At 36.7% G+C, this 17,831-nt stretch carries 19 protein-coding genes; 10 read left to right on the top strand and 9 right to left on the bottom strand.

The genetic code is table 11. The features are described 5' to 3' along the window. Window positions 1-28: 28 nt before the first annotated feature. Together CY0110_RS08965 and CY0110_RS08960 are read right to left on the bottom strand one after the other, a co-directional pair. On the bottom strand, window positions 29-139 hold the full coding sequence (locus CY0110_RS08965; protein ID WP_008275087.1) for a hypothetical protein: 111 nt from the start codon (window positions 137-139) through the stop codon (window positions 29-31). Beyond that, the gene (locus CY0110_RS08960; RefSeq protein WP_008275086.1) at window positions 139-1,560 is read right to left on the bottom strand and encodes an LCP family protein; all 1,422 of its coding nucleotides are present in this window, start codon (window positions 1,558-1,560) and stop codon (window positions 139-141) included. Before CY0110_RS08960 ends, CY0110_RS08965 begins: the two co-directional genes overlap by 1 nt. 631 nt (window positions 1,561-2,191) lie before the next feature. Here CY0110_RS08960 and pstC point away from each other — a divergent pair. The 3 genes from pstC to pstB are packed head-to-tail and all read left to right on the top strand — an operon-like array spanning window position 2,192 to window position 4,916. Beyond that, window positions 2,192-3,142 (top strand): phosphate ABC transporter permease subunit PstC, encoded by a 951-nt coding sequence (gene pstC / locus CY0110_RS08955; RefSeq protein WP_008275085.1) that lies wholly within the window; start codon window positions 2,192-2,194, stop codon window positions 3,140-3,142. 11 nt (window positions 3,143-3,153) lie between these two features. Further along, a complete protein-coding gene (gene pstA, locus CY0110_RS08950; protein ID WP_008275084.1) occupies window positions 3,154-4,032 on the top strand; it encodes a phosphate ABC transporter permease PstA in 879 nt (292 codons plus the stop codon). A 53-nt stretch (window positions 4,033-4,085) separates the two neighbouring features. Further along, entirely contained in the window at window positions 4,086-4,916 is an 831-nt protein-coding gene (pstB, locus tag CY0110_RS08945; RefSeq protein ID WP_008275083.1) for a phosphate ABC transporter ATP-binding protein PstB, read from the top strand. Window positions 4,917-5,066: 150 nt separating this feature from the next. On the opposite strand, the gene CY0110_RS08940 is transcribed toward pstB, so the two are convergent. Beyond that, window positions 5,067-5,399, bottom strand: a complete 333-nt coding sequence (locus tag CY0110_RS08940) for a hypothetical protein (protein ID WP_008275082.1) — start codon at window positions 5,397-5,399, stop codon at window positions 5,067-5,069. Window positions 5,400-5,642: 243 nt separating this feature from the next. On the opposite strand from CY0110_RS08940, the gene hpnH reads away from it, so the two are divergent. Continuing rightward, the gene (hpnH, locus tag CY0110_RS08935) at window positions 5,643-6,659 is read left to right on the top strand and encodes an adenosyl-hopene transferase HpnH (protein WP_008275081.1); all 1,017 of its coding nucleotides are present in this window, start codon (window positions 5,643-5,645) and stop codon (window positions 6,657-6,659) included. Between the two features lie 180 nt (window positions 6,660-6,839). Here hpnH and CY0110_RS08930 read toward each other — a convergent pair whose 3' ends face one another. Further along, entirely contained in the window at window positions 6,840-8,501 is a 1,662-nt protein-coding gene (locus CY0110_RS08930) for an MFS transporter (RefSeq protein ID WP_008275080.1), read from the bottom strand. 32 nt (window positions 8,502-8,533) lie between these two features. Between CY0110_RS08930 and rsmA the strand changes: the two genes are divergently transcribed. From rsmA to CY0110_RS27930, 5 genes are all read left to right on the top strand, one after another. Continuing rightward, complete coding sequence (gene rsmA, locus CY0110_RS08925) at window positions 8,534-9,346, top strand: 16S rRNA (adenine(1518)-N(6)/adenine(1519)-N(6))-dimethyltransferase RsmA (protein WP_008275079.1); 813 nt, start codon at window positions 8,534-8,536, stop codon at window positions 9,344-9,346. A gap of 99 nt (window positions 9,347-9,445) precedes the next feature. Then, window positions 9,446-9,847, top strand: coding sequence for a tyrosine-type recombinase/integrase (locus CY0110_RS08920; RefSeq protein ID WP_008275078.1), 402 nt, complete (start codon window positions 9,446-9,448; stop codon window positions 9,845-9,847). Between the two features lie 140 nt (window positions 9,848-9,987). Next, window positions 9,988-10,161 (top strand): metallothionein, encoded by a 174-nt coding sequence (locus CY0110_RS28515; protein WP_071943811.1) that lies wholly within the window; start codon window positions 9,988-9,990, stop codon window positions 10,159-10,161. An 82-nt stretch (window positions 10,162-10,243) separates the two neighbouring features. Continuing rightward, window positions 10,244-10,972 (top strand): RadC family protein, encoded by a 729-nt coding sequence (radC, locus tag CY0110_RS08915; RefSeq protein WP_008275076.1) that lies wholly within the window; start codon window positions 10,244-10,246, stop codon window positions 10,970-10,972. Window positions 10,973-11,079: 107 nt separating this feature from the next. Next, a complete protein-coding gene (locus CY0110_RS27930; protein WP_008275075.1) occupies window positions 11,080-11,541 on the top strand; it encodes a hypothetical protein in 462 nt (153 codons plus the stop codon). Window positions 11,542-11,826: 285 nt separating this feature from the next. Here the strand turns inward: CY0110_RS27930 and CY0110_RS08905 are convergent, their stop codons facing one another. From CY0110_RS08905 to hemW, 4 genes are all read right to left on the bottom strand, one after another. Continuing rightward, window positions 11,827-12,090 (bottom strand): DUF433 domain-containing protein, encoded by a 264-nt coding sequence (locus CY0110_RS08905; protein ID WP_008275074.1) that lies wholly within the window; start codon window positions 12,088-12,090, stop codon window positions 11,827-11,829. Window positions 12,091-12,285: 195 nt separating this feature from the next. Continuing rightward, a complete protein-coding gene (locus CY0110_RS08900; protein ID WP_008275073.1) occupies window positions 12,286-12,636 on the bottom strand; it encodes a phenylpyruvate tautomerase MIF-related protein in 351 nt (116 codons plus the stop codon). A 62-nt stretch (window positions 12,637-12,698) separates the two neighbouring features. After that, window positions 12,699-13,181, bottom strand: coding sequence for a flavin reductase family protein (locus tag CY0110_RS08895; protein ID WP_008275072.1), 483 nt, complete (start codon window positions 13,179-13,181; stop codon window positions 12,699-12,701). A 136-nt stretch (window positions 13,182-13,317) separates the two neighbouring features. Continuing rightward, entirely contained in the window at window positions 13,318-14,544 is a 1,227-nt protein-coding gene (hemW, locus tag CY0110_RS08890; protein WP_008275071.1) for a radical SAM family heme chaperone HemW, read from the bottom strand. A gap of 205 nt (window positions 14,545-14,749) precedes the next feature. Between hemW and CY0110_RS08885 the strand changes: the two genes are divergently transcribed. Then, window positions 14,750-15,832, top strand: coding sequence for a PIN/TRAM domain-containing protein (locus CY0110_RS08885; protein ID WP_008275070.1), 1,083 nt, complete (start codon window positions 14,750-14,752; stop codon window positions 15,830-15,832). A gap of 50 nt (window positions 15,833-15,882) precedes the next feature. Here CY0110_RS08885 and CY0110_RS08880 read toward each other — a convergent pair. After that, on the bottom strand, window positions 15,883-17,831 hold a 1,949-nt coding region (locus tag CY0110_RS08880; protein ID WP_008275069.1), incomplete at its 5' end, for a cadherin-like domain-containing protein.

The raw sequence follows: 17,831 nt of genomic DNA, 5'->3' as shown, positions 1-17,831 counted from the left end.
CTTGATAAATTGTGTATCATTTTATCTCTCATTTTTTGTTCATTCCTGATACACCACCCAATAACATAATCATTCCTGCTATTAAAATGATGATAGCAAGACTACCTAAAATCCAATCTAAAATTGTATTTGGTTCCATCAATTTTGAGTAGTAAAGGATGTTGTTTCTTGAACACGAACTGAAGAATCAGGAAAATAATTTTGCCAATCTTGGCCTAACACAATGGTAATATCAGAGGCTAAATTTCCTGTACTTTCGACTAATACCTCACCTATCCCTAAATCAGCCCGCAAGGTTGCAGCACCGAGATCATCACCACTTTGTGCAACAATACGAGTGGTTTCTAAGGTTTGAGGCCACTCATCACTAACAAAGATACGGCGATAACCAGCCTCCCGTAAATAATTTATCATACGCCGTACCGCTTCAGGGTCTTCCGTGCTGTCTTGAATGGCAATTTTTAGGTTAGTGGGTTTAGTCGGTTCGACTTCAAAACTGGGTTGACCGTGATCAAAGTATTCCGCTACCATATTTTTAATTTGATAGGAATTCGGTAGCCAATAACTAATTTCGTGTTTACCATCTCCACTAAATCGTCCAGGAAGCATTAACATTTGCACGTTAGACCGTTTGGTTTGAGAGGCAAAACCAGATAAAGCCACTAATTCTTCAACAGTTAAGTTAGTATCAATATAAGAGCTAATAATAGATAAAATTTCGGGCATTCTTAATAAGGTTTGAGGTTTAAGGGCCTGTTCTACTAACGCTCTCATAAACGTTTGTTGCCTTTGTACCCGTCCAATATCACCATAACGATCATGGCGAAACCGTAAAAAAGAAACTGCTTCGGCTCCATCTAAATGTTGTTCTCCTTCTTTGAGATCAATATAAAGATGTTGACTATGATCGGTGTATTTCAGATCCTTGGGAACATACACAGTAACGCCTCCCAAAGCATCAATTACCTTTTCAACCCCTTGAATATTGACCCGTACATAGCGATCAACAGGAACACCTCCTAATAATTCGCTGACAGTTTCGGCTGCTAAAGATGGGCCTCCATAATAGTTGGCTTCGTTAATTTTTTTGAGTTCATAATTGATGGTGGTTTGGGTATCTCTGGGAATGGATAGAAGACTAAGTTTATTGCTGAGGGGATCAAACCTAACCAATACCATCGTATCCGACAAACCTTTGAAGGAGTTAACTAAAGCATGATATCCCAAATCTTCAATGGGTTTTTCATCAACTTCTGAGGTTAAAACTTTCGTCCCTAAAACTAACACATTGACAGGACGACTTAATTCAGGAAGCCGTAAATTTTTATAAGAAATGGCTTCATCTTTACTAAATACTTCTTCTTGTTCCGGGGTTAAAGAACTTTGCTGTAGAGGAGTCGCCGACAAAGAAACAGCAATAAAAGCCCCAGCAGCTGCTGATGCTAGAGAAACACCAGTAAGTCCTAAACTAATGAGTAACCAATTTAGGCCGTTAGGCTTTTTCTTCACAGAAGGCTTCTGTTGAGTATGATTTTTGGGATGGGTTTTTTTGACTGACACAGTTCTCCTCACACCTTAGATGTCGTCTGTACTGGGTTAAATCTTACCGAAAAGTAACCTTTAACCACTACTACGACTTTAGCTTTGTTGTCTAGGATTATGACCCTATTAAGCCAATCATCCTATCATAGCGTTAACTTAACTAAACTTTAGCTTAAAGCTTTTTGGCTTTACTGACCACAAAGATCAGTGAACAGTTATTAGTTGTTGAAATATTTGCCACAAAATTATGGGAAGATCAGGAATTTTTCTCTTATTTTGTATCATGGTTTACTTTTTTAATCCCAGGAAGCGAGACTATCATATTAAAAATACAAATATAATACGCATTATTTATTAATCAAATCCTATACGCAAATTGCAGTAAAGATTAACTCGCTTATCATTGATTATTTTCTATTGTTTTCTCCTCAGTAAAATCTTTTATCAAAAGTAATATATCTATCTTTAGTATTAGTAATATATCTATCTTTAGTCACAAAATAATAATCTCATTTTTCTATAGTCTAAAGTAGTGAAGTTCATAAAATTAGCAAGGTTAATTTTTGATTAAAACGAGGTAATTTTTTGTTTAAAATAAATTATTTTTCTCATGTTTATGAAGTAGTCTTGAAATTTTAAAAAGAGAAATATGACTCAATTAAGTATAGGTGAAAACAACGAAAGTAAAGCGCGATCACAAACCGAAAAAACAATAGATCGTATTTTTAAGGCATTAACTTATCTATTTGCCTTTAGTGTAATTGCTATTTTACTTTGGATAGCCATTCAAGTCGCACTCCAAGCAAAACCAGCGATCGCAAAATTTGGTGCAGGATTTTTGACCTCAACCAGTTGGAATCCTCCTGAACAAAATTATGGTATTTTGCCGGCTGTTTACGGAACCTTAATTAGTTCTTTAATTGCCCTATTAATAGCGGTTCCTATTGGCTTAGCGAGTGCCATTATTTTGAGTGAAAACTTTTTACCTTTATCGGTACGTCGTAGCCTTGTTTTCTTAGTCGAACTTTTAGCAGCGATTCCTAGTGTTGTTTATGGGTTATGGGGAATTTATGTGTTAATTCCGTTTTTGAAACCCATTGGTAATTGGTTACACAATAATTTTAGTTGGATTCCTCTATTTAGTACCAGTTATATAGGCCCCGGAATGTTACCGGCAGGGATCATTTTATCGATTATGATTCTGCCCATTTTAACCACCATTGCCAGGGACTCTTTAGCTGCAGTTCCCCCGGAATTGCGATCAGGGTCTTATGGAGTGGGGGCAACCCGTTGGCAGACTATGTTTAGTGTTTTGATTCCAGCTGCTTTTTCGGGCATTGTTGGGGGCATTATGTTGGCTTTGGGACGCGCTTTAGGAGAAACCATGGCCGTTACTTTAGTTATCGGTAATAGCCATAATTTAGACGTTTCTTTGCTTGCGCCAGCCAGTACCATTGCTTCTTTAATGGCTAACCAATTTTCTGAAGCTGCTGACCTGCAAAAATCAGCTTTATTATATGCAGGATTAGTTCTATTTGCCATTACTTTAATTGTGAATATTTTAGCAGAATTTATTATTAGTAAAGTCAAAAAATACTAGATTAAACTATCATGAGCAACTCTCAATCTTATTCTTCTAATTCTGTTGATTTAGAATACACATCTAGTAAACCCCGTAACTGGATGGGTAGTCTATTAACGGGTTTAGCCTTTGCTTTTCTAGGGCTTGCTTTACTTCCTTTAGCCTTAGTTATTGTTTACGTTTTTCTTAAAGGAGTCAATCGTCTTAATTGGGCTTTATTTACCGAATTACCACCTCCTCCTTTACAAAGTGGTGGAGGGGTTGGTCATGCAATCATTGGTACTTTAATGTTAGTAGCGATTGCTGCAGTCATGAGCATTCCCACAGGTATTTTAGGGGGCATTTATTTATCAGAATTTAGTGATCCAAGATGGGGCCGTTGGATTCGATTTGCAGCCAATATTTTAAGTGGTGTTCCTTCAATTATTATGGGAATTTTCGCGTATGGGGTAATAGTAGTAACGATGGATTCTTACTCTGCGATCGCAGGAGGATTTGCCCTAGCTATTCTTATGTTACCCATTGTCGTAAGAACCACTGATGAAGCCTTACAATTAGTCGATAAAGAAGTTCGCTGGGCCTCTGTCGGTGTTGGTGCATCTAACTTTCACACTGTTTTATATATTGTTTTACCCACGGCTTTACCTGGTATTTTAACAGGGACAACCTTAGCCGTGGCTCGTGCTGCTGGGGAAACTGCCCCTCTCATTTTTACGGTTCTTTATTCTCAATTTTGGCCCGAAGGTTTATTTAGTCCAGTCCCTTCTTTATCCGTCTTGATTTATAACTTTGCTACCGTTCCTTATGATAATCAAAGAGAACTCGCTTGGGCTGCTTCTTTAATCTTAGTTAGCTTAGTTTTATTAACCAGTATTATTTCTCGTTTAGCCACTGGAAAACAAAAGTAAACAGTGAACAGTTATCAGTTATTCAATATTGTCAACTTTAATGGAATTTAATTATGTCTTCTGCTCATTCTTTACCTAATACTTCTGCGAAAAAACAGTCCTTTGATACTGATGCAATTTTGCATACAGAAAATTTAAGTGTTTACTATGGGGATTTTTTAGCTTTAGATAATGTTTCAATGGACTTTCCCCGTAAACAAATTACGGCCTTAATTGGTCCATCTGGTTGTGGAAAAAGTACCTTAATTCGTTGTTTTAATCGTCTGAATGATTTGATCGATACCTGTCGCGTCAAAGGTAAAGTGATTTATCGGGATAAAAATCTCTATGGTTCCAAAGTTGACCCCGTAGAAGTGCGTCGTCATATTGGTATGGTTTTCCAAAAACCTAACCCTTTTCCTAAGTCTATTTACGAAAACATTGCCTATGGTGCCAGAATTAACGGCATAGAAGATGATATGGATGAACTGGTCGAGCGATCGCTGCAACAAGTGGGTTTATGGGATGAGGTTAAAGATAAACTTGATAGCAACGGTTTATCTCTATCAGGTGGACAAAAACAACGTCTCTGTATTGCTCGCGCCGTTGCCCTCAAACCGGATATTATTCTCATGGATGAACCGGCTTCCTCTCTTGATCCCATTTCTACGTCTACCATTGAAAGCTTGATCCAAGACCTCAAAGAAAACTATAGCATTATCATTGTTACCCATAATATGCAGCAAGCCACCAGAGTTGCTGATTATACTGCTTTCTTTAACGCTGAAGAGTCAGAAAAAGGCAACCGTTACGGTTATTTAGTTGAATATGATAAAACTGAGGTGATTTTTAATAATCCTCAAGAAAAAATGACCAAAAAATATGTAAGTGGACGGTTTGGGTAATATGCCGCTACGCGAAAGGCAAAAGGCAAAAGGCAAAAGTAAGTGGAATCTAGGTTTAACCATTTGTGAATGTCAAATACGTTTTTGCGTAGTGCGATATTTATCTGGGATCATGATTTAAGACTGTTTCAGCGATCGCCATCAGACTCGTTACGGTTTCAACAATAAAGAAGGTAATCTAAACACCGCCGTAACGATTCCCCCGATAACGGCACTAATACCACCGACGACTAGGGGGAGGATTAGTGAACGAACACCCTTGAGGTCAGATACTTCTTTTACTAGGGTGTCCTGGGTGTTTTCTACCCTCTCTAATCGTTTATCCATTCCTTTAATTTCTGTCTCAATCTTTGCCAGCTTAACATCAATGGTGTTTAGTTTATCTGATTGCTTATCTAGCTTGGTGTTTACGTCTTTGATATCCTGTTTAAGCTCTTTTAGGATATCTGCTAAGTCGTAAGGGACGGTAATCGGTTCATTCATTAGTTAAACTCCTAGTAGATTAGTTAGATTGTTAACTCTTTTATTGCTGGCCGCCAGGGGACTATTGCTTAATGCACGTGCTGGTTCCTATAAAAATCTCCGAATAGTTTCCTCTACTTTTATTTTATTCTCTCTCCTGACTCCTGTTTACCAAAATAAACAAAGATATTTTTAAATTCCCCCAAGCTACCAGAAAGAAAGACTATAATAACCAGAAATTATTAGGTGTGAGCAGAGAATTCTATGGCAGTTCAATTAAAACAAGCCCTAAGTGTGGGGACTTATATCGTCAGCCAACGGTTAAAGGGTCGTCAACGCTTTCCGTTGGTGTTGATGCTAGAACCGTTATTTCGTTGTAATTTAGCCTGTTCTGGATGCGGAAAAATCCAACATCCTACCGATGTTTTAGCCCGTAACCTCACCCCCGAAGAATGCTTTAACGCAGTAGAAGAATGTGGCGCGCCGGTGGTGTCTATTCCTGGGGGTGAACCTTTACTCCATCCTCAAATTGATGAGATTGTTAAAGGGTTGGTTGAACGGAAAAAATTTGTTTATCTTTGTACCAATGCCATCCTTTTAGAAAAGAGTTTACATAAGTTTGAACCCTCTCCTTATTTCTGTTTTAGTGTGCATTTAGATGGGTTACGGGAACATCATGATAAATGTGTCGATCGCAAAGGGGTATTTGATAAGGCGATCGCAGGGATCAAAGCAGCTAAGGCTAAAGGTTTTAGAGTAACCACCAATACCACTGTGTTTGAAGATGCTGATCCCAAAGAAATGCAGGAATTTTTCGATTTCCTCGAAACTTTAGGAACCGATGGCATGATGATCTCCCCTGGATACAGTTATGAATGGGCCCCAAATCAAGATAATTTCTTAAAACGGGAACAAACGAAGAAGTTATTCCGAGAAATTTTAATGCCTTGGAAGTTAGGCAAGAAAAAATGGAATTTTAACCATAATCCTCTCTTTTTAGACTTTCTCTTAGGGGAAAAAGATTATGAATGTACCCCTTGGGGAAGTCCTAGCTATAGTGTGTTAGGTTGGCAAAAACCTTGTTATCTACTCAATGAAGGTCATTATCAAAGCTTTAACGAGTTGATGCAAGAAACACAATGGGAAAATTACGGACGCGTCAGTGGTAATCCTCAATGTGCTGACTGTATGGTACATTGCGGTTATGAACCCACTGCAGCCGTTGATGCGATGAACCCGGCAAACATGGGACGGGCTTTAGGTAGTGTGATTAGTGCTTAAATTTTAGTAGGGTGGGTATTGCCCACCTTTCACCTGGACTCTATTTTTACCTATCCTAAGCTGTTGTGCATTTAAACAGGGTATTTGATTTTTTAGTACCAAGTCTTAAACATCTTCTCCCTGCTCCCTTTGCTCCCTACTCCCCTGCAATCTTAACTAGCAATTCCAATGATGAACAGCTTATAATTGTTCCCTTTCCCCTTGATGTTTTTCTTTCAATTTCAAGCGAATTTCAGCGTGAACTTCACGGGTAATGGGATAAAAATAAGCTAAGACTAAGCCTACAATTAAGATAATAGCTGGTAACGGAGCCACCGCAATTCTAATAGCAAGTAAAGCGGTTTCAGGTTGGGTAGGAATGGGTTCACCGGGAATTTGTTCAACGAATCCGGCTGCTTCTAACACCACACCAACCAAGAACAATCCTAATGCTAAGCCAAACTTTTGTAAGAGTACCATAAACGCATAAAATACCCCTTCCCTTCGTTGTCCTGTTTCTAATTCATCTAATTCAATCACATCAGGAACCATTGACCAAGGAATTAGATAAGCGACGGATACTCCAAACCCTGCCATAATGGCTAAAATGAACATTAATGTAACTTGTTCGGGTTGTAATAAAAAGAGTCCAATTTGAGCAATAATCCAAATTCCTGTACCCATAAAATAGACAATTTTTTTATCTAATTTCTGACACACCGCTTGCCATAAAAATAACATAATTAAGGCAGTTCCTTGCACAGCCAACGCCACTAAACCAGATGTGTCTTCCCCTAAGTTCATATAACTAACCACGAAATAAACTAATATAGATGCAGTTAATTGAACTGCTAACCAAGAACATAAATAAATCCCAATCACAAATAAAAATGGACGGTTATTAAAGACGATTTTTAATTGTTGGAAAAAAGAAAGATCGGTTTGTTCTTGATTATCTTGTCTAATTTGTTTCGCTTCTTGACCCACTAAATGCTCTTCTACTTGTGCAAAGAGTAAACTACAACCAAATCCCAACAGTAATAAACTTGATAGAATAGAAAAGAAGCTAATATAATCTATATTTCCACTTCCTCCTAGAAAGGTCGAAGTAGCAGGAATTAGTCTTAAAATTGCGTAAATTATCCCCAAAATACTGACCCCAGTTAACACCATACCTACTTGTTTCTTTTGAGTTAAATTTAAAATAGGTTCTCTTCCCTTTTCTTGGATTCGTAAACTACACCAAAGCAGGGCAATAATTCCTAAAATAGAACAGCTTAATCCTAAAATAAAGAATCGTGTTTGAGGATCATCGGGATAAGCAATGGAAGCTAAAATATAGAGAATTAATGATAAAATACTACCACCAATAGAAAAAGAAAAGCGAAAACTATTAAGACTGGTTCTTTCATTATAATCTTGGGTTAATTCTGGAGTTAAGGCAGTATAAGGTAAATTAACTGTTGTATAAGCAATGTTAAATAAGATTCCAATAAAAACATAATAAGCAAACAAACCCCATCGATTGGCTGATAAATCATTACTAAACTGAGGAATAATCCACTGCAAAGAATAAAACAGAGCAAAAGGAATCATTCCCCCTAAAATCCAAGGAAGACGACGACCCCAACGAGTGCGAGTTTTATCACTTAATATGCCAACAATGGGATCATTAATGGCATCAGAAATTTTACCAATCATTAAAATACTGCCAGCTAAACCAGGAGGTAAACCAGCTACATTTGTAAAGAAAAATAATAAATAAAAGACTAAAATATTAGCAGCGATCGCAGGACCAAAATCACCAGCACCATAGGCTAATTTTGTGGTAAGATGTAGTTTCTCAGTATCAGGTGATGTCATAAAAAAAGAGTTATTTCAACATAGTATTCATTATGCCCCAACCCCGTAAACGGTTTGCTCAACATTGGTTACGCAGTGAAACGGCACTAGAACAAATTATACAAGCTGCAAACCTAAAAAATAGCGATCGCCTCCTAGAAATAGGCCCAGGAACGGGTATTTTAACCCGTCGTCTCTTACCTTTAGTTCAGTCTCTTATTGCAGTAGAATTAGATTGGGATCTCTGTAAAAAATTAGTTAAAAGTTTAGGAAATGAAGATAATTTTTTACTGTTACAAGGGGATATTTTAAAATTAGATATTGCCACAGAAGCTGAACAATTTCCTAAGTTTTTACCCATTAATAAAGTTGTTGCTAATATTCCTTACAATATTACCAGTCCCATTTTAGAGAAACTGTTAGGCAATATTGCTTCTCCTGAAAATCCACCTTATGATCTCATTGTTTTATTAATTCAAAAAGAAGTAGCGCAGAGAATTGTTGCTTCTCCTGGCAGTAAAAATTATGGTGCATTATCTATCAAAATGCAATACTTAGCTGACTGTAATTATATTTGTGATGTGCCAAAAAAATCCTTTTATCCTCCTCCAAAAGTCGACTCTGCTGTAATTACGTTTCGTCCTCGTCCTTTGCTTAATTCTGCTATTAATCCTAAACAGTTAGAAACTTTAATTAATTTAGGGTTTTCCAGTCGTCGCAAAATGTTACGCAATAACCTACAAAGTTTAATTGATCGGGATCTTTTGACAAAATTTTTAACAGAAATCGACCTAAATGAACAAGTACGGGCTGAAAATCTTGATCTCAATCAATGGATCGCATTAAGCAATCATTTTTCTCAATAATCATTTTTCGATAATGTCTTGTATTCTTAACATTTTTTGTTAAGATGTAAATATATTAATAATATTTTCACATTTTCGCTGCACCCTCACCCTTTTGTCATGTTGAATACCCTGCTGACTCCTCGACTATGGAAACCTGAAATTTCCCTCTTAGAAGAATTTTTAAGAGTTTTACCCCTTCAATATAGAACTATTGTTGCTTTAGCTTACTTCACCACGTCTAGAATTGAAGATATTTTATCCTTACAAAAACAGGATATCACGTCTGAAGTAATTATCATTGAGGACTCTACCTTACACACAACAAAAAAAGTCCCCATTATTACTAAATTACGGCCTTATTTGACCGTATATCTCAACGGATATAAAACTCAATCATCAGACTTTTTATTTAGTGATAAATTAGGAAAACCCTTAAAAACGTCTCAAGTATTCAAAATTTTAAAGATAGTAGCAAATAAGATCAATCTTCCCGATATGTATTTGTCTGTTCTTCGGTAAGTTTTACACATATCATAATCCTCTAATTTCTACTGTATTAATTTCAACCAAAAACTACACATTAAAATTCATCTCAATCTCTTGGAATCAACCCTAATGATCGGTTTAAATAAAAATAGATTGTTATTGGATGATTAGTTATGACATCAGCTACTGTAACTCAAATGAAATGTGCTTGTCCTTCTTGTAACTGTATTGTTTCTATTAGCGATGCTGTCCAAAAAGAAGGAAAATATTACTGCGGTGATGCTTGTGCGAATGGACATCCCAACGGTGCAGGTTGTTCTCATCACGGATGCGAATGTGGTGAATAATCATCAGATCACAGACATTTGCTAAAAAATCAGTTAAAACAGGACAATATGAGCATAATGTATTGCTCCTTTTTAACTGAGTATGACCTATCATTTAAGAATTGCTGATATTCCTTGCAGCGAACGACCCCGTGAGCGTTTAATGGCGGTAGGAGCTAAAAATTTGGCCACTGCTGAACTCTTAGCCATTTTACTCGGAACAGGACAGGGAAAAGGGAAACTCTCTGCTGTAGGATTAGGCCATCATATTCTACAAGAATTAAGCAAACATCGACGTGATCCTCTCGATATTTTACGAGACATTAGTCCCCACGAATTAATGAGTATTGATGGTATTGGACCGGCGAAAGCGACAACCATTATTGCTGCAGTAGAATTAGGAAAACGAACCTTTCAGGTGCGTCCCCTTGAACGAGTAACCATTGATAGTCCTGAAGCTGCTGTGGCTGCTTTAAGTCATGACTTGATGTGGGAGAGACGAGAACATTTTGCTGCTGTTTTTTTAGACAGTAAATACCGACTCTTAGGAACGAAAGTGATCACTATTGGAACCGCTACAGAAACTCTAGTTGATCCGGCTGAAATTTTTCGAGAAACCCTCAAACAAGGAGCAAACGCTTTAATTGTGGCTCATAATCATCCGTCTGGCAATGTTGAACCCTCACAACAAGATTTAGATTTAACAGAACAATTATTACAAGGAATGCAGTTGATTCGTATTCCTCTGATTGATCATCTTATTTTAGGGGAAGGAAATCATTGCAGTTTGCACCGAACAACAGATTTATGGGAACGTTATCCCCAAGAATGAACCAACTTGTTAGAAACTTAGGAATAATTAGTTATGTTGGGTTTCGTTCCTCTACCTAACCTACGCACTGATGAATTAATGGATAAAAACTAGATTGTCAAAATTATATGCCAAACATTTTAGAAAAATCTTTAAGTCATCGTGACATTTTACTTAGAGACGAAGAAGGGAATTTATTGTCTGCAAGGGTTGAGCTTAGTTGCAAAGATTGGACTGAAGATAATCGGAGACGTACAGAATGTAGAATTAAGTTGCTTTGGGCTGGTGGAAAGATCGAATGTATTGATTTTATTTTTTGGGAATCTTTCAAAAGAGTTCGAGAACAATTAGCCAAAATAAATCTTTATCCAATGTGTTACGGCGCAAGTCGGAAAGTTGTCATGACAGGAATGGCAGTAGATATGGGTTTAGGTTTAAAAATTTACAAAGCGGAAATTGGTATTTTTCCCAGTCGCCAACACTTAGTAAGTATTTTTGATTTTGGAGAAGATGTTGAACCAGTTGATGTAGAGGTTCAAGAAGAATTTCAGCGTCGATGGGCAAAATCTATGGTTAAAAACAAATATTGATCAATTAAATTTAGAAAATACTGGTAGTTTTTGGCATTCTAATGGTGAGATTTTGCCTTGGTGATGGTTGTACTGGTCTATTGAGGGGGTAAATGCGCTGGAAGAACGCTAATAGAAGCGATCGCAAGATAAATTAAAGCAAATCGTGTTTCAAAAATAGCGATCGCACTCAAGATTGAACAAACCTGTTAGTGTTATCATCAGTATCAATAACTTAGCCAAAGAAATAAAAAGATTAAATGTTTTGAGAATCCATATAAAAATATAAAATGGGGACTTATTTAATTACAGGAGCAAATCGAGGAATTGGGTTAGAATATTGTCGTCAACTTCAACAGCGAGGCGATGACGTTCTCGGTTAGCAGCAAATTCTAAACACGCTTTAATATCTTCTTCTGTCAACTCTGGAAAATCATCTAAAATTTCCTCATGAGACATCCCTGAAGCTAACCATCCTAATACATCATAAACAGTTATCCGCATTCCCCGAATACAAGGTTTACCCCCTCGCTTTCCTGGTTCAATGGTAATAATATCTTGATAATTCATAACAAAATTTTGAGGTAGTTGGTAGGTTGGGTTGAGGAATGAAACCCAATAATAATAGACTTTATGTCAACAATAAACGAGTCAAAAGCCTTGATTAATGATATACCTTTTGATCAAGGAGGGTTTATTCATTTATTGTAATAATATTTCCCTCCCTTAATCAATTGAAATTTTTTAGAATGAATTTTGAACTAACTAAAATGTCCTCCCATTCCATCCCCACATACTACCTTTAGCATCAGCAAATTCGATATAAGTCCGATTTTTATCAACTCCTAATTTATCTTCAATAACTTGACAAAAATCATCGCTCATGGCTTTAGTTTGAGAAGGACTCATATTACCCACACTTTTAACTTCTAGGTAGCAAACGGGATCAAAAGTTCCTGAAAAAGTCATCTTAATATCTGAGTCAAAAGAAGTCATCACATAGGATTCAGGTTTACCTAAGTGTTGTGCTAATTTAGCTGATAAAGTTGTTAGCAAAGATTCAATAACGCTTGATTCTGGTTGAGAAACTGATGTTTTTACTTGAATTAATGGCATGACGTGTTCTATTTTCTAGTAATTGATAACTTTTGGTTTCTGATTTTTAATTTTTTATAGCATTAACCACCGTATTGCCATCCTGTACTTTCTAAGTTCAAAGCTTTTCCTTCTCGGTGTATTCCTGCACTAATAACTTCACCAACATAAACAGTATGATCTCCTTTTTCGACTGAGCCTACTACTTGACATTCTACATAGCCTAAAGAATCTTTAATGATAGGGCATCCTGTTTTTTCCCCTTCATAAAATTCCACATCTTCAAATTTATTACCCACACGACTTTGAGGTTTAAAAAATTTAGCAGCTAACTCTTTTTGTCCGTCTTCTAAAAAACTGATGGAGAAAACGCCGTTTTTTTTGAGCATTTCATGGGAACCAGAATCTTTTTTAACACAGTTAACCACTAAAGGGGGTTCAAAGGAACTCTGCATTAACCAACTCACGGTAAAACCATTCAAGTTTTCCCCATCTTTAACCCCACAAATATAAAGTCCGTGGGGAATTTTTCTCAGCATTGTTTTTTTTGCTTTTTCGTCTAACAAAGTAATTATCCTCCTAATTTTTTCTATGTTTCAATTACACTTTCTACTATTTTTGGATAGTAAAAAGATAATAATCTGTTCTATAATATCAAAAAATGAATCTAATTGCACTCATTGATATTTTTTCTATCTTTAGTTAGACTATAGATTCTAGCTTATCGAATAAAGATGCTAAGATAGTATTGGATAATAGAAAACCATCAGGGTCACTTAGCATTATCCGATGGATACTTTGCCAACTATTGTTATTTATTTCGGTAATAAAATTATCATTTATATTTTTAAAGTAAACTAATTCGGCTTGATGGTAAGGAATTAGAGTCTGATAGATTTTTTCAATTATATCTTTCTCAAATCGGTTACTAATTTCTGATAGATTAATACCTTTTTTTAATCTCAATCCTAACATTAAAGTTTCTAATAAAATGTCAACTCTGCTTAAATTAGAAGCAGAAATTACATAACCTGATAGTTTTAATTGCTTGACCCATTCATAGTAAGTTTTTCGAGTTTTGGGGCGGGTAAATCTTTGATTATTCGTATAACTTGCTGCGCCCATACCAAAGCCATAATAAGGTTTATTTTCCCAGTAAAAAAGATTGTGGCGACACTGATAACCTAATTTGGCATAATTAGAAATTTCATAATGTTCATACCCCGCTTTTGTCAATTTTTGCTGAGTTATTTTATACATTTTGGAAGTATCTTCATCGTCCGGTAAAGGAAAATTACCTGGTTTATATTGTTTACCAAAAGCTGTCACGGGTTCTAATACTAAATCATAACAAGATATATGAGAGGGATTAATTGTAATAGCTTGTTCTAAGGAAAGTTCCCAAGTTTCTAAAGTTTGATAAGGAAGACCAGAAATTAAATCAAGGCTAAAATTTTTAATATTAGTTTGATAAATAAAATTAATTGTCTGTTCAATATCTTTCAAACGATGAAATCGTCCACATTTTTCTAATAATTTATCATTAAAAGATTGAACGCCTACGCTGAAACGATTAACTCCTAACTTTTTATAATCGTGTAATTGTTCTAAAGTAAAAGTTCCAGGGTCCATTTCTATGGAAATTTCGGCATTAGCATCAATTCCAAAATGCTCATCTAACGTGAGCAAAATTTTTTCTAAATAACGAGGAGGTAAAAGAGAAGGAGTCCCTCCTCCGAAAAAAACTGTTTCTAAAGGTAGATGACAAGTAGGAGTAATTTTGATTTCTTCGCATAAAAACTGAGCATATTCTACAATAGAACCCGATTGATTGGTATTTGTTTTATCTCCTAAAACAGAGATAGGAAAATCACAATAGTAACAACGGCGACGACAAAAAGGAATATGAAGATAAGCTGAAATAGGCATAAAATTTTCCATAGATTCTTAAAAGTTGTAAAATTTTTCGATAGATTACTGAACTGGTCAGAGTAAGATAGTCAGCAATGGATTAAGAATCAACAAGAATGAGTTAGATGAGAGGGATATAATAGATAAAATAATCTGAATAAGGTAGAAAAATCTTGTAATTTTTTCTTCTCAACTACCAAAATTATAGATTAAGATCAAAACTATGATTGATGCCATTATTATTCTCATATTTATCCTAGCAGCGGCCGGAGTCGGCTTCGATAGCGTTGATTTGCTTCCTGTAGAAGTACAAGAACAAATCTCTAATATTGAGGCTTTGCGGTGGTTAGCAGCAGGGTTTACCTCAATTTTGGGGTTAGCCTTCGGATTGGTCGCTCAGACGACGTATCGGCGTTTAGAAAACCGTATTAGTACCACACCCATTGAAGTCATTTTAACTAGGGCTGTCGGGTTAGTGATTGGTTTACTGATCGCTAATCTGATGTTAGCTCCTATTTTTCTGCTTCCTATCCCCAAGGAGTTGGCCTTTATTAAACCAATGACAGCTATTTTAGGAAGTGTGGTGTTTTCCTTTATGGGGGTTAGTTTAGCTGATACCCATGGCCGTACTTTCTTACGACTGATCAACCCGAATAGTATTGAAACCCTCTTAGTAGCAGAAGGAACTCTACAGGCAGCCTCAACCAAGATTGTTGATACCAGTTGTATCATTGATGGTCGTATTGAACAATTGCTGCATACGGGGTTTATTGAAGGACAAATTTTAATTCCTCAGTTCGTTTTACAAGAATTACAGCAGTTAGCAGACGGTAGTAATGATCAAAAAAGAGTCAGGGGACGACGAGGGTTAGATATCTTAAATAGAATGCAAGAATCTTTCCCTAAAAGAATCGTTATTCATTCTGCTGACTATGAAGATATTGCCACAGTTGATGCTAAGTTAGTCCATTTAGCCCAAGAGATCAATGGAACCCTTTTGACCAATGACTACAACTTGAGCAAAGTGGCTAACTTACAAAAAGTAACCATTCTCAATGTTAATGATATTGCCCAAGCTATTCGTCCTATTTATTTGCCAGGTGACACCATCGATCTAAAAATCCTCAAGTTAGGCAAAGAACCCACCCAAGGGGTAGGTTATCTTGAAGATGGAACGATGGTAGTAGTAGAAGAAGGCAAAGAGTACATCGGAGAAGAATTAGGTGTGGTTGTCACCTCTGCCTTACAAACCTCTGCCGGTCGGATGATTTTTGCTAAACCTCAGTCGGTGATTGCTTCTTCTTGAAGCGTTTTAATTGAAGTAGAGACGTTTGAGAAAACGTCTCTACCGCCAAACTATTGAGCAGTTTCAATGCCATTATTGATTAAGTCCATCAGGGCATCGTATTTAGGAGAACCAGCTTGATCAATGGATTCTAAAGTTCCCCAACTTCCCGATTTACTAGGTGTGCCTACATCGTTAAAGTTCATAAATAACCCACCCCCTTGCTGATACCAATTACTGAAATATTCTTTATACAATTCACCCATACGAGGATCGCGGTTAGCCTCTATGAATAGGTCAGTGATGGTTTGATTATTAGATGCCACTAAATGCTGTCCACCTTCGTAGGCCAAAAGTTGTAACCCTTCTTGTTTAGCTAAATTAGCATAACTTTCTATCCATTCAGCCGATCTTTGTAATGCTCCCCCTGGATGTCCATCACTTAAAACTCCTCCATGAGTTAATTCATCAAACAGTTGATCCAGATTCCACTTTTCTATTTCAGCCTCGTTAGAACTGTTGATACTTAAACCAAAATAAGGAGCAATAGCGATCGCATCAATACCATAATCAGCATGGGTTTTATTTTCAGTAGACCAAGAATCATAATTTAAGGCTTGTTCTGCTGTCCATCGGTTAGCTGCTTGAGCAGCCATCACCCCAATTACTTGTTCTTTTTGACCCGTTTGCTCAAATACTTGATCCCAAATTTGGGTAATCTCAGTGGTTCGTTTTCCAAACCAATTCATCCAATTACCATCGAAATTAGGATCATTTTTAGCTTGTTGATCAACCCATTTTGCTTGCTGAAACTGCCAATTCCAAACTTCATTAGAATATTCAACATAAACGGTTCGTTCAGGTTCAAGATTATCTCTGACGTAAGTAGCGAAATTAGTTACATATTCATCCGTAGCCAGATGAGGCATAGTAAACCAGGGATCGATATCAAGGGTATTAGCCAATTCGACCATTACTTCTACTGGTGTGCCTGAGGTTGACCAAGTGGAACTATCTAACGTAGGTCTTTCATTCCACTCTCCTTGAGTTGAATGGTTAGTATCCATCCAATCCATAAACCGAACTGCACCAAAAGGCTGAGTTTTTTCTAGAAAAGTTGGGTTAAATGTTTGTGTTTCGTAGGTTGATTCATAAGCTTCGGGAATCAAGCGAATATTGCGAATGTAATCCCCTGTTTGATTGGGATCGGTTTCAGTAATTGTTATGACAAGGTTGTCACTAGCATCAATGACATCTCGGCCGTGAACAGAAGCAGCTTGATCAATTTTTCCACCGAGTTTATATTGAATTTCACCTTCTCCCTCGTATAAAACAATGTATCGGCCTTGATCTAGCTGTGTAAAAATGGTACTCACATAATTATACTGGGGTGTGTCTTCGAGTGCTGGTAAAGATTTAACCCAACCATTTGCATCTAAATCCAAGAGTTCATCTTCATTGGTATCCCAAACCCCGTCTGTCTGAGTTATCCACTGACGAGAAGATTTAAAGCGATCAATAAAGGGAACTTGAGTAGACCAATCATGAATACCGTTGAGGTTAGTTCCTAGGGCTACATCATTAGCAACATTGATGGTTACAGTTGCATGATCCAACAATCCTTGCTCATTCTGTATCGTATAGTCAAAGCTGGTAACACCAGCAAAATTGACATTGGGGTTAAAAAAAATATTACCTTGACTATCAAGAGAGACAGTACCATCACTGGCATTATTAACTTGTGTAATTTGGAGAATTTGGCCATTAGGATCTAAATCATTTGCTAATAAATCTGATCCTAGTATAGTTAAAGAATTATTTTTTTGTGTAACAAAATGATCGTCGTAGGCTTGAGGAGGAGTTTTGGGATTTTGAGGTAGAGAGCCGACACTTACATTATCAATGGCTTGAAACTCTGTTTCATCAACACCATTAGTCCAAAATCTTAGAGCAATATATTCGTATCCACTACCAAAATCCACACTATCCCAAGAAAAAGTTGTCCAATCAAATTGGTCAG

The sequence above is a fragment of the Crocosphaera chwakensis CCY0110 genome, from assembly GCF_000169335.1.
Lineage (GTDB): Bacteria > Cyanobacteriota > Cyanobacteriia > Cyanobacteriales > Microcystaceae > Crocosphaera > Crocosphaera chwakensis.
Note: the sequence above shows the minus strand (reverse complement) of the source record. Positions and strands in the feature narration are given on the sequence as shown.

Bases quoted from the DNA above. Each gene is read 5' to 3' on its own strand.
- CY0110_RS08965 (WP_008275087.1), bottom strand. From the start codon at position 139: ATGGAACCAAATACAATTTTAGATTGGATTTTAGGTAGTCTTGCTATC.
- pstC (WP_008275085.1), top strand. From the start codon at position 2,192: ATGACTCAATTAAGTATAGGTGAAAACAACGAAAGTAAAGCGCGATCA.
- pstA (WP_008275084.1), top strand. From the start codon at position 3,154: ATGAGCAACTCTCAATCTTATTCTTCTAATTCTGTTGATTTAGAATAC.
- pstB (WP_008275083.1), top strand. From the start codon at position 4,086: ATGTCTTCTGCTCATTCTTTACCTAATACTTCTGCGAAAAAACAGTCC.
- CY0110_RS08940 (WP_008275082.1), bottom strand. From the start codon at position 5,399: ATGAATGAACCGATTACCGTCCCTTACGACTTAGCAGATATCCTAAAA.
- hpnH (WP_008275081.1), top strand. From the start codon at position 5,643: ATGGCAGTTCAATTAAAACAAGCCCTAAGTGTGGGGACTTATATCGTC.
- CY0110_RS08930 (WP_008275080.1), bottom strand. From the start codon at position 8,501: ATGACATCACCTGATACTGAGAAACTACATCTTACCACAAAATTAGCC.
- rsmA (WP_008275079.1), top strand. From the start codon at position 8,534: ATGCCCCAACCCCGTAAACGGTTTGCTCAACATTGGTTACGCAGTGAA.
- CY0110_RS08920 (WP_008275078.1), top strand. From the start codon at position 9,446: ATGTTGAATACCCTGCTGACTCCTCGACTATGGAAACCTGAAATTTCC.
- CY0110_RS28515 (WP_071943811.1), top strand. From the start codon at position 9,988: ATGACATCAGCTACTGTAACTCAAATGAAATGTGCTTGTCCTTCTTGT.
- radC (WP_008275076.1), top strand. From the start codon at position 10,244: ATGACCTATCATTTAAGAATTGCTGATATTCCTTGCAGCGAACGACCC.
- CY0110_RS27930 (WP_008275075.1), top strand. From the start codon at position 11,080: ATGCCAAACATTTTAGAAAAATCTTTAAGTCATCGTGACATTTTACTT.
- CY0110_RS08905 (WP_008275074.1), bottom strand. From the start codon at position 12,090: ATGAATTATCAAGATATTATTACCATTGAACCAGGAAAGCGAGGGGGT.
- CY0110_RS08900 (WP_008275073.1), bottom strand. From the start codon at position 12,636: ATGCCATTAATTCAAGTAAAAACATCAGTTTCTCAACCAGAATCAAGC.
- hemW (WP_008275071.1), bottom strand. From the start codon at position 14,544: ATGCCTATTTCAGCTTATCTTCATATTCCTTTTTGTCGTCGCCGTTGT.
- CY0110_RS08885 (WP_008275070.1), top strand. From the start codon at position 14,750: ATGATTGATGCCATTATTATTCTCATATTTATCCTAGCAGCGGCCGGA.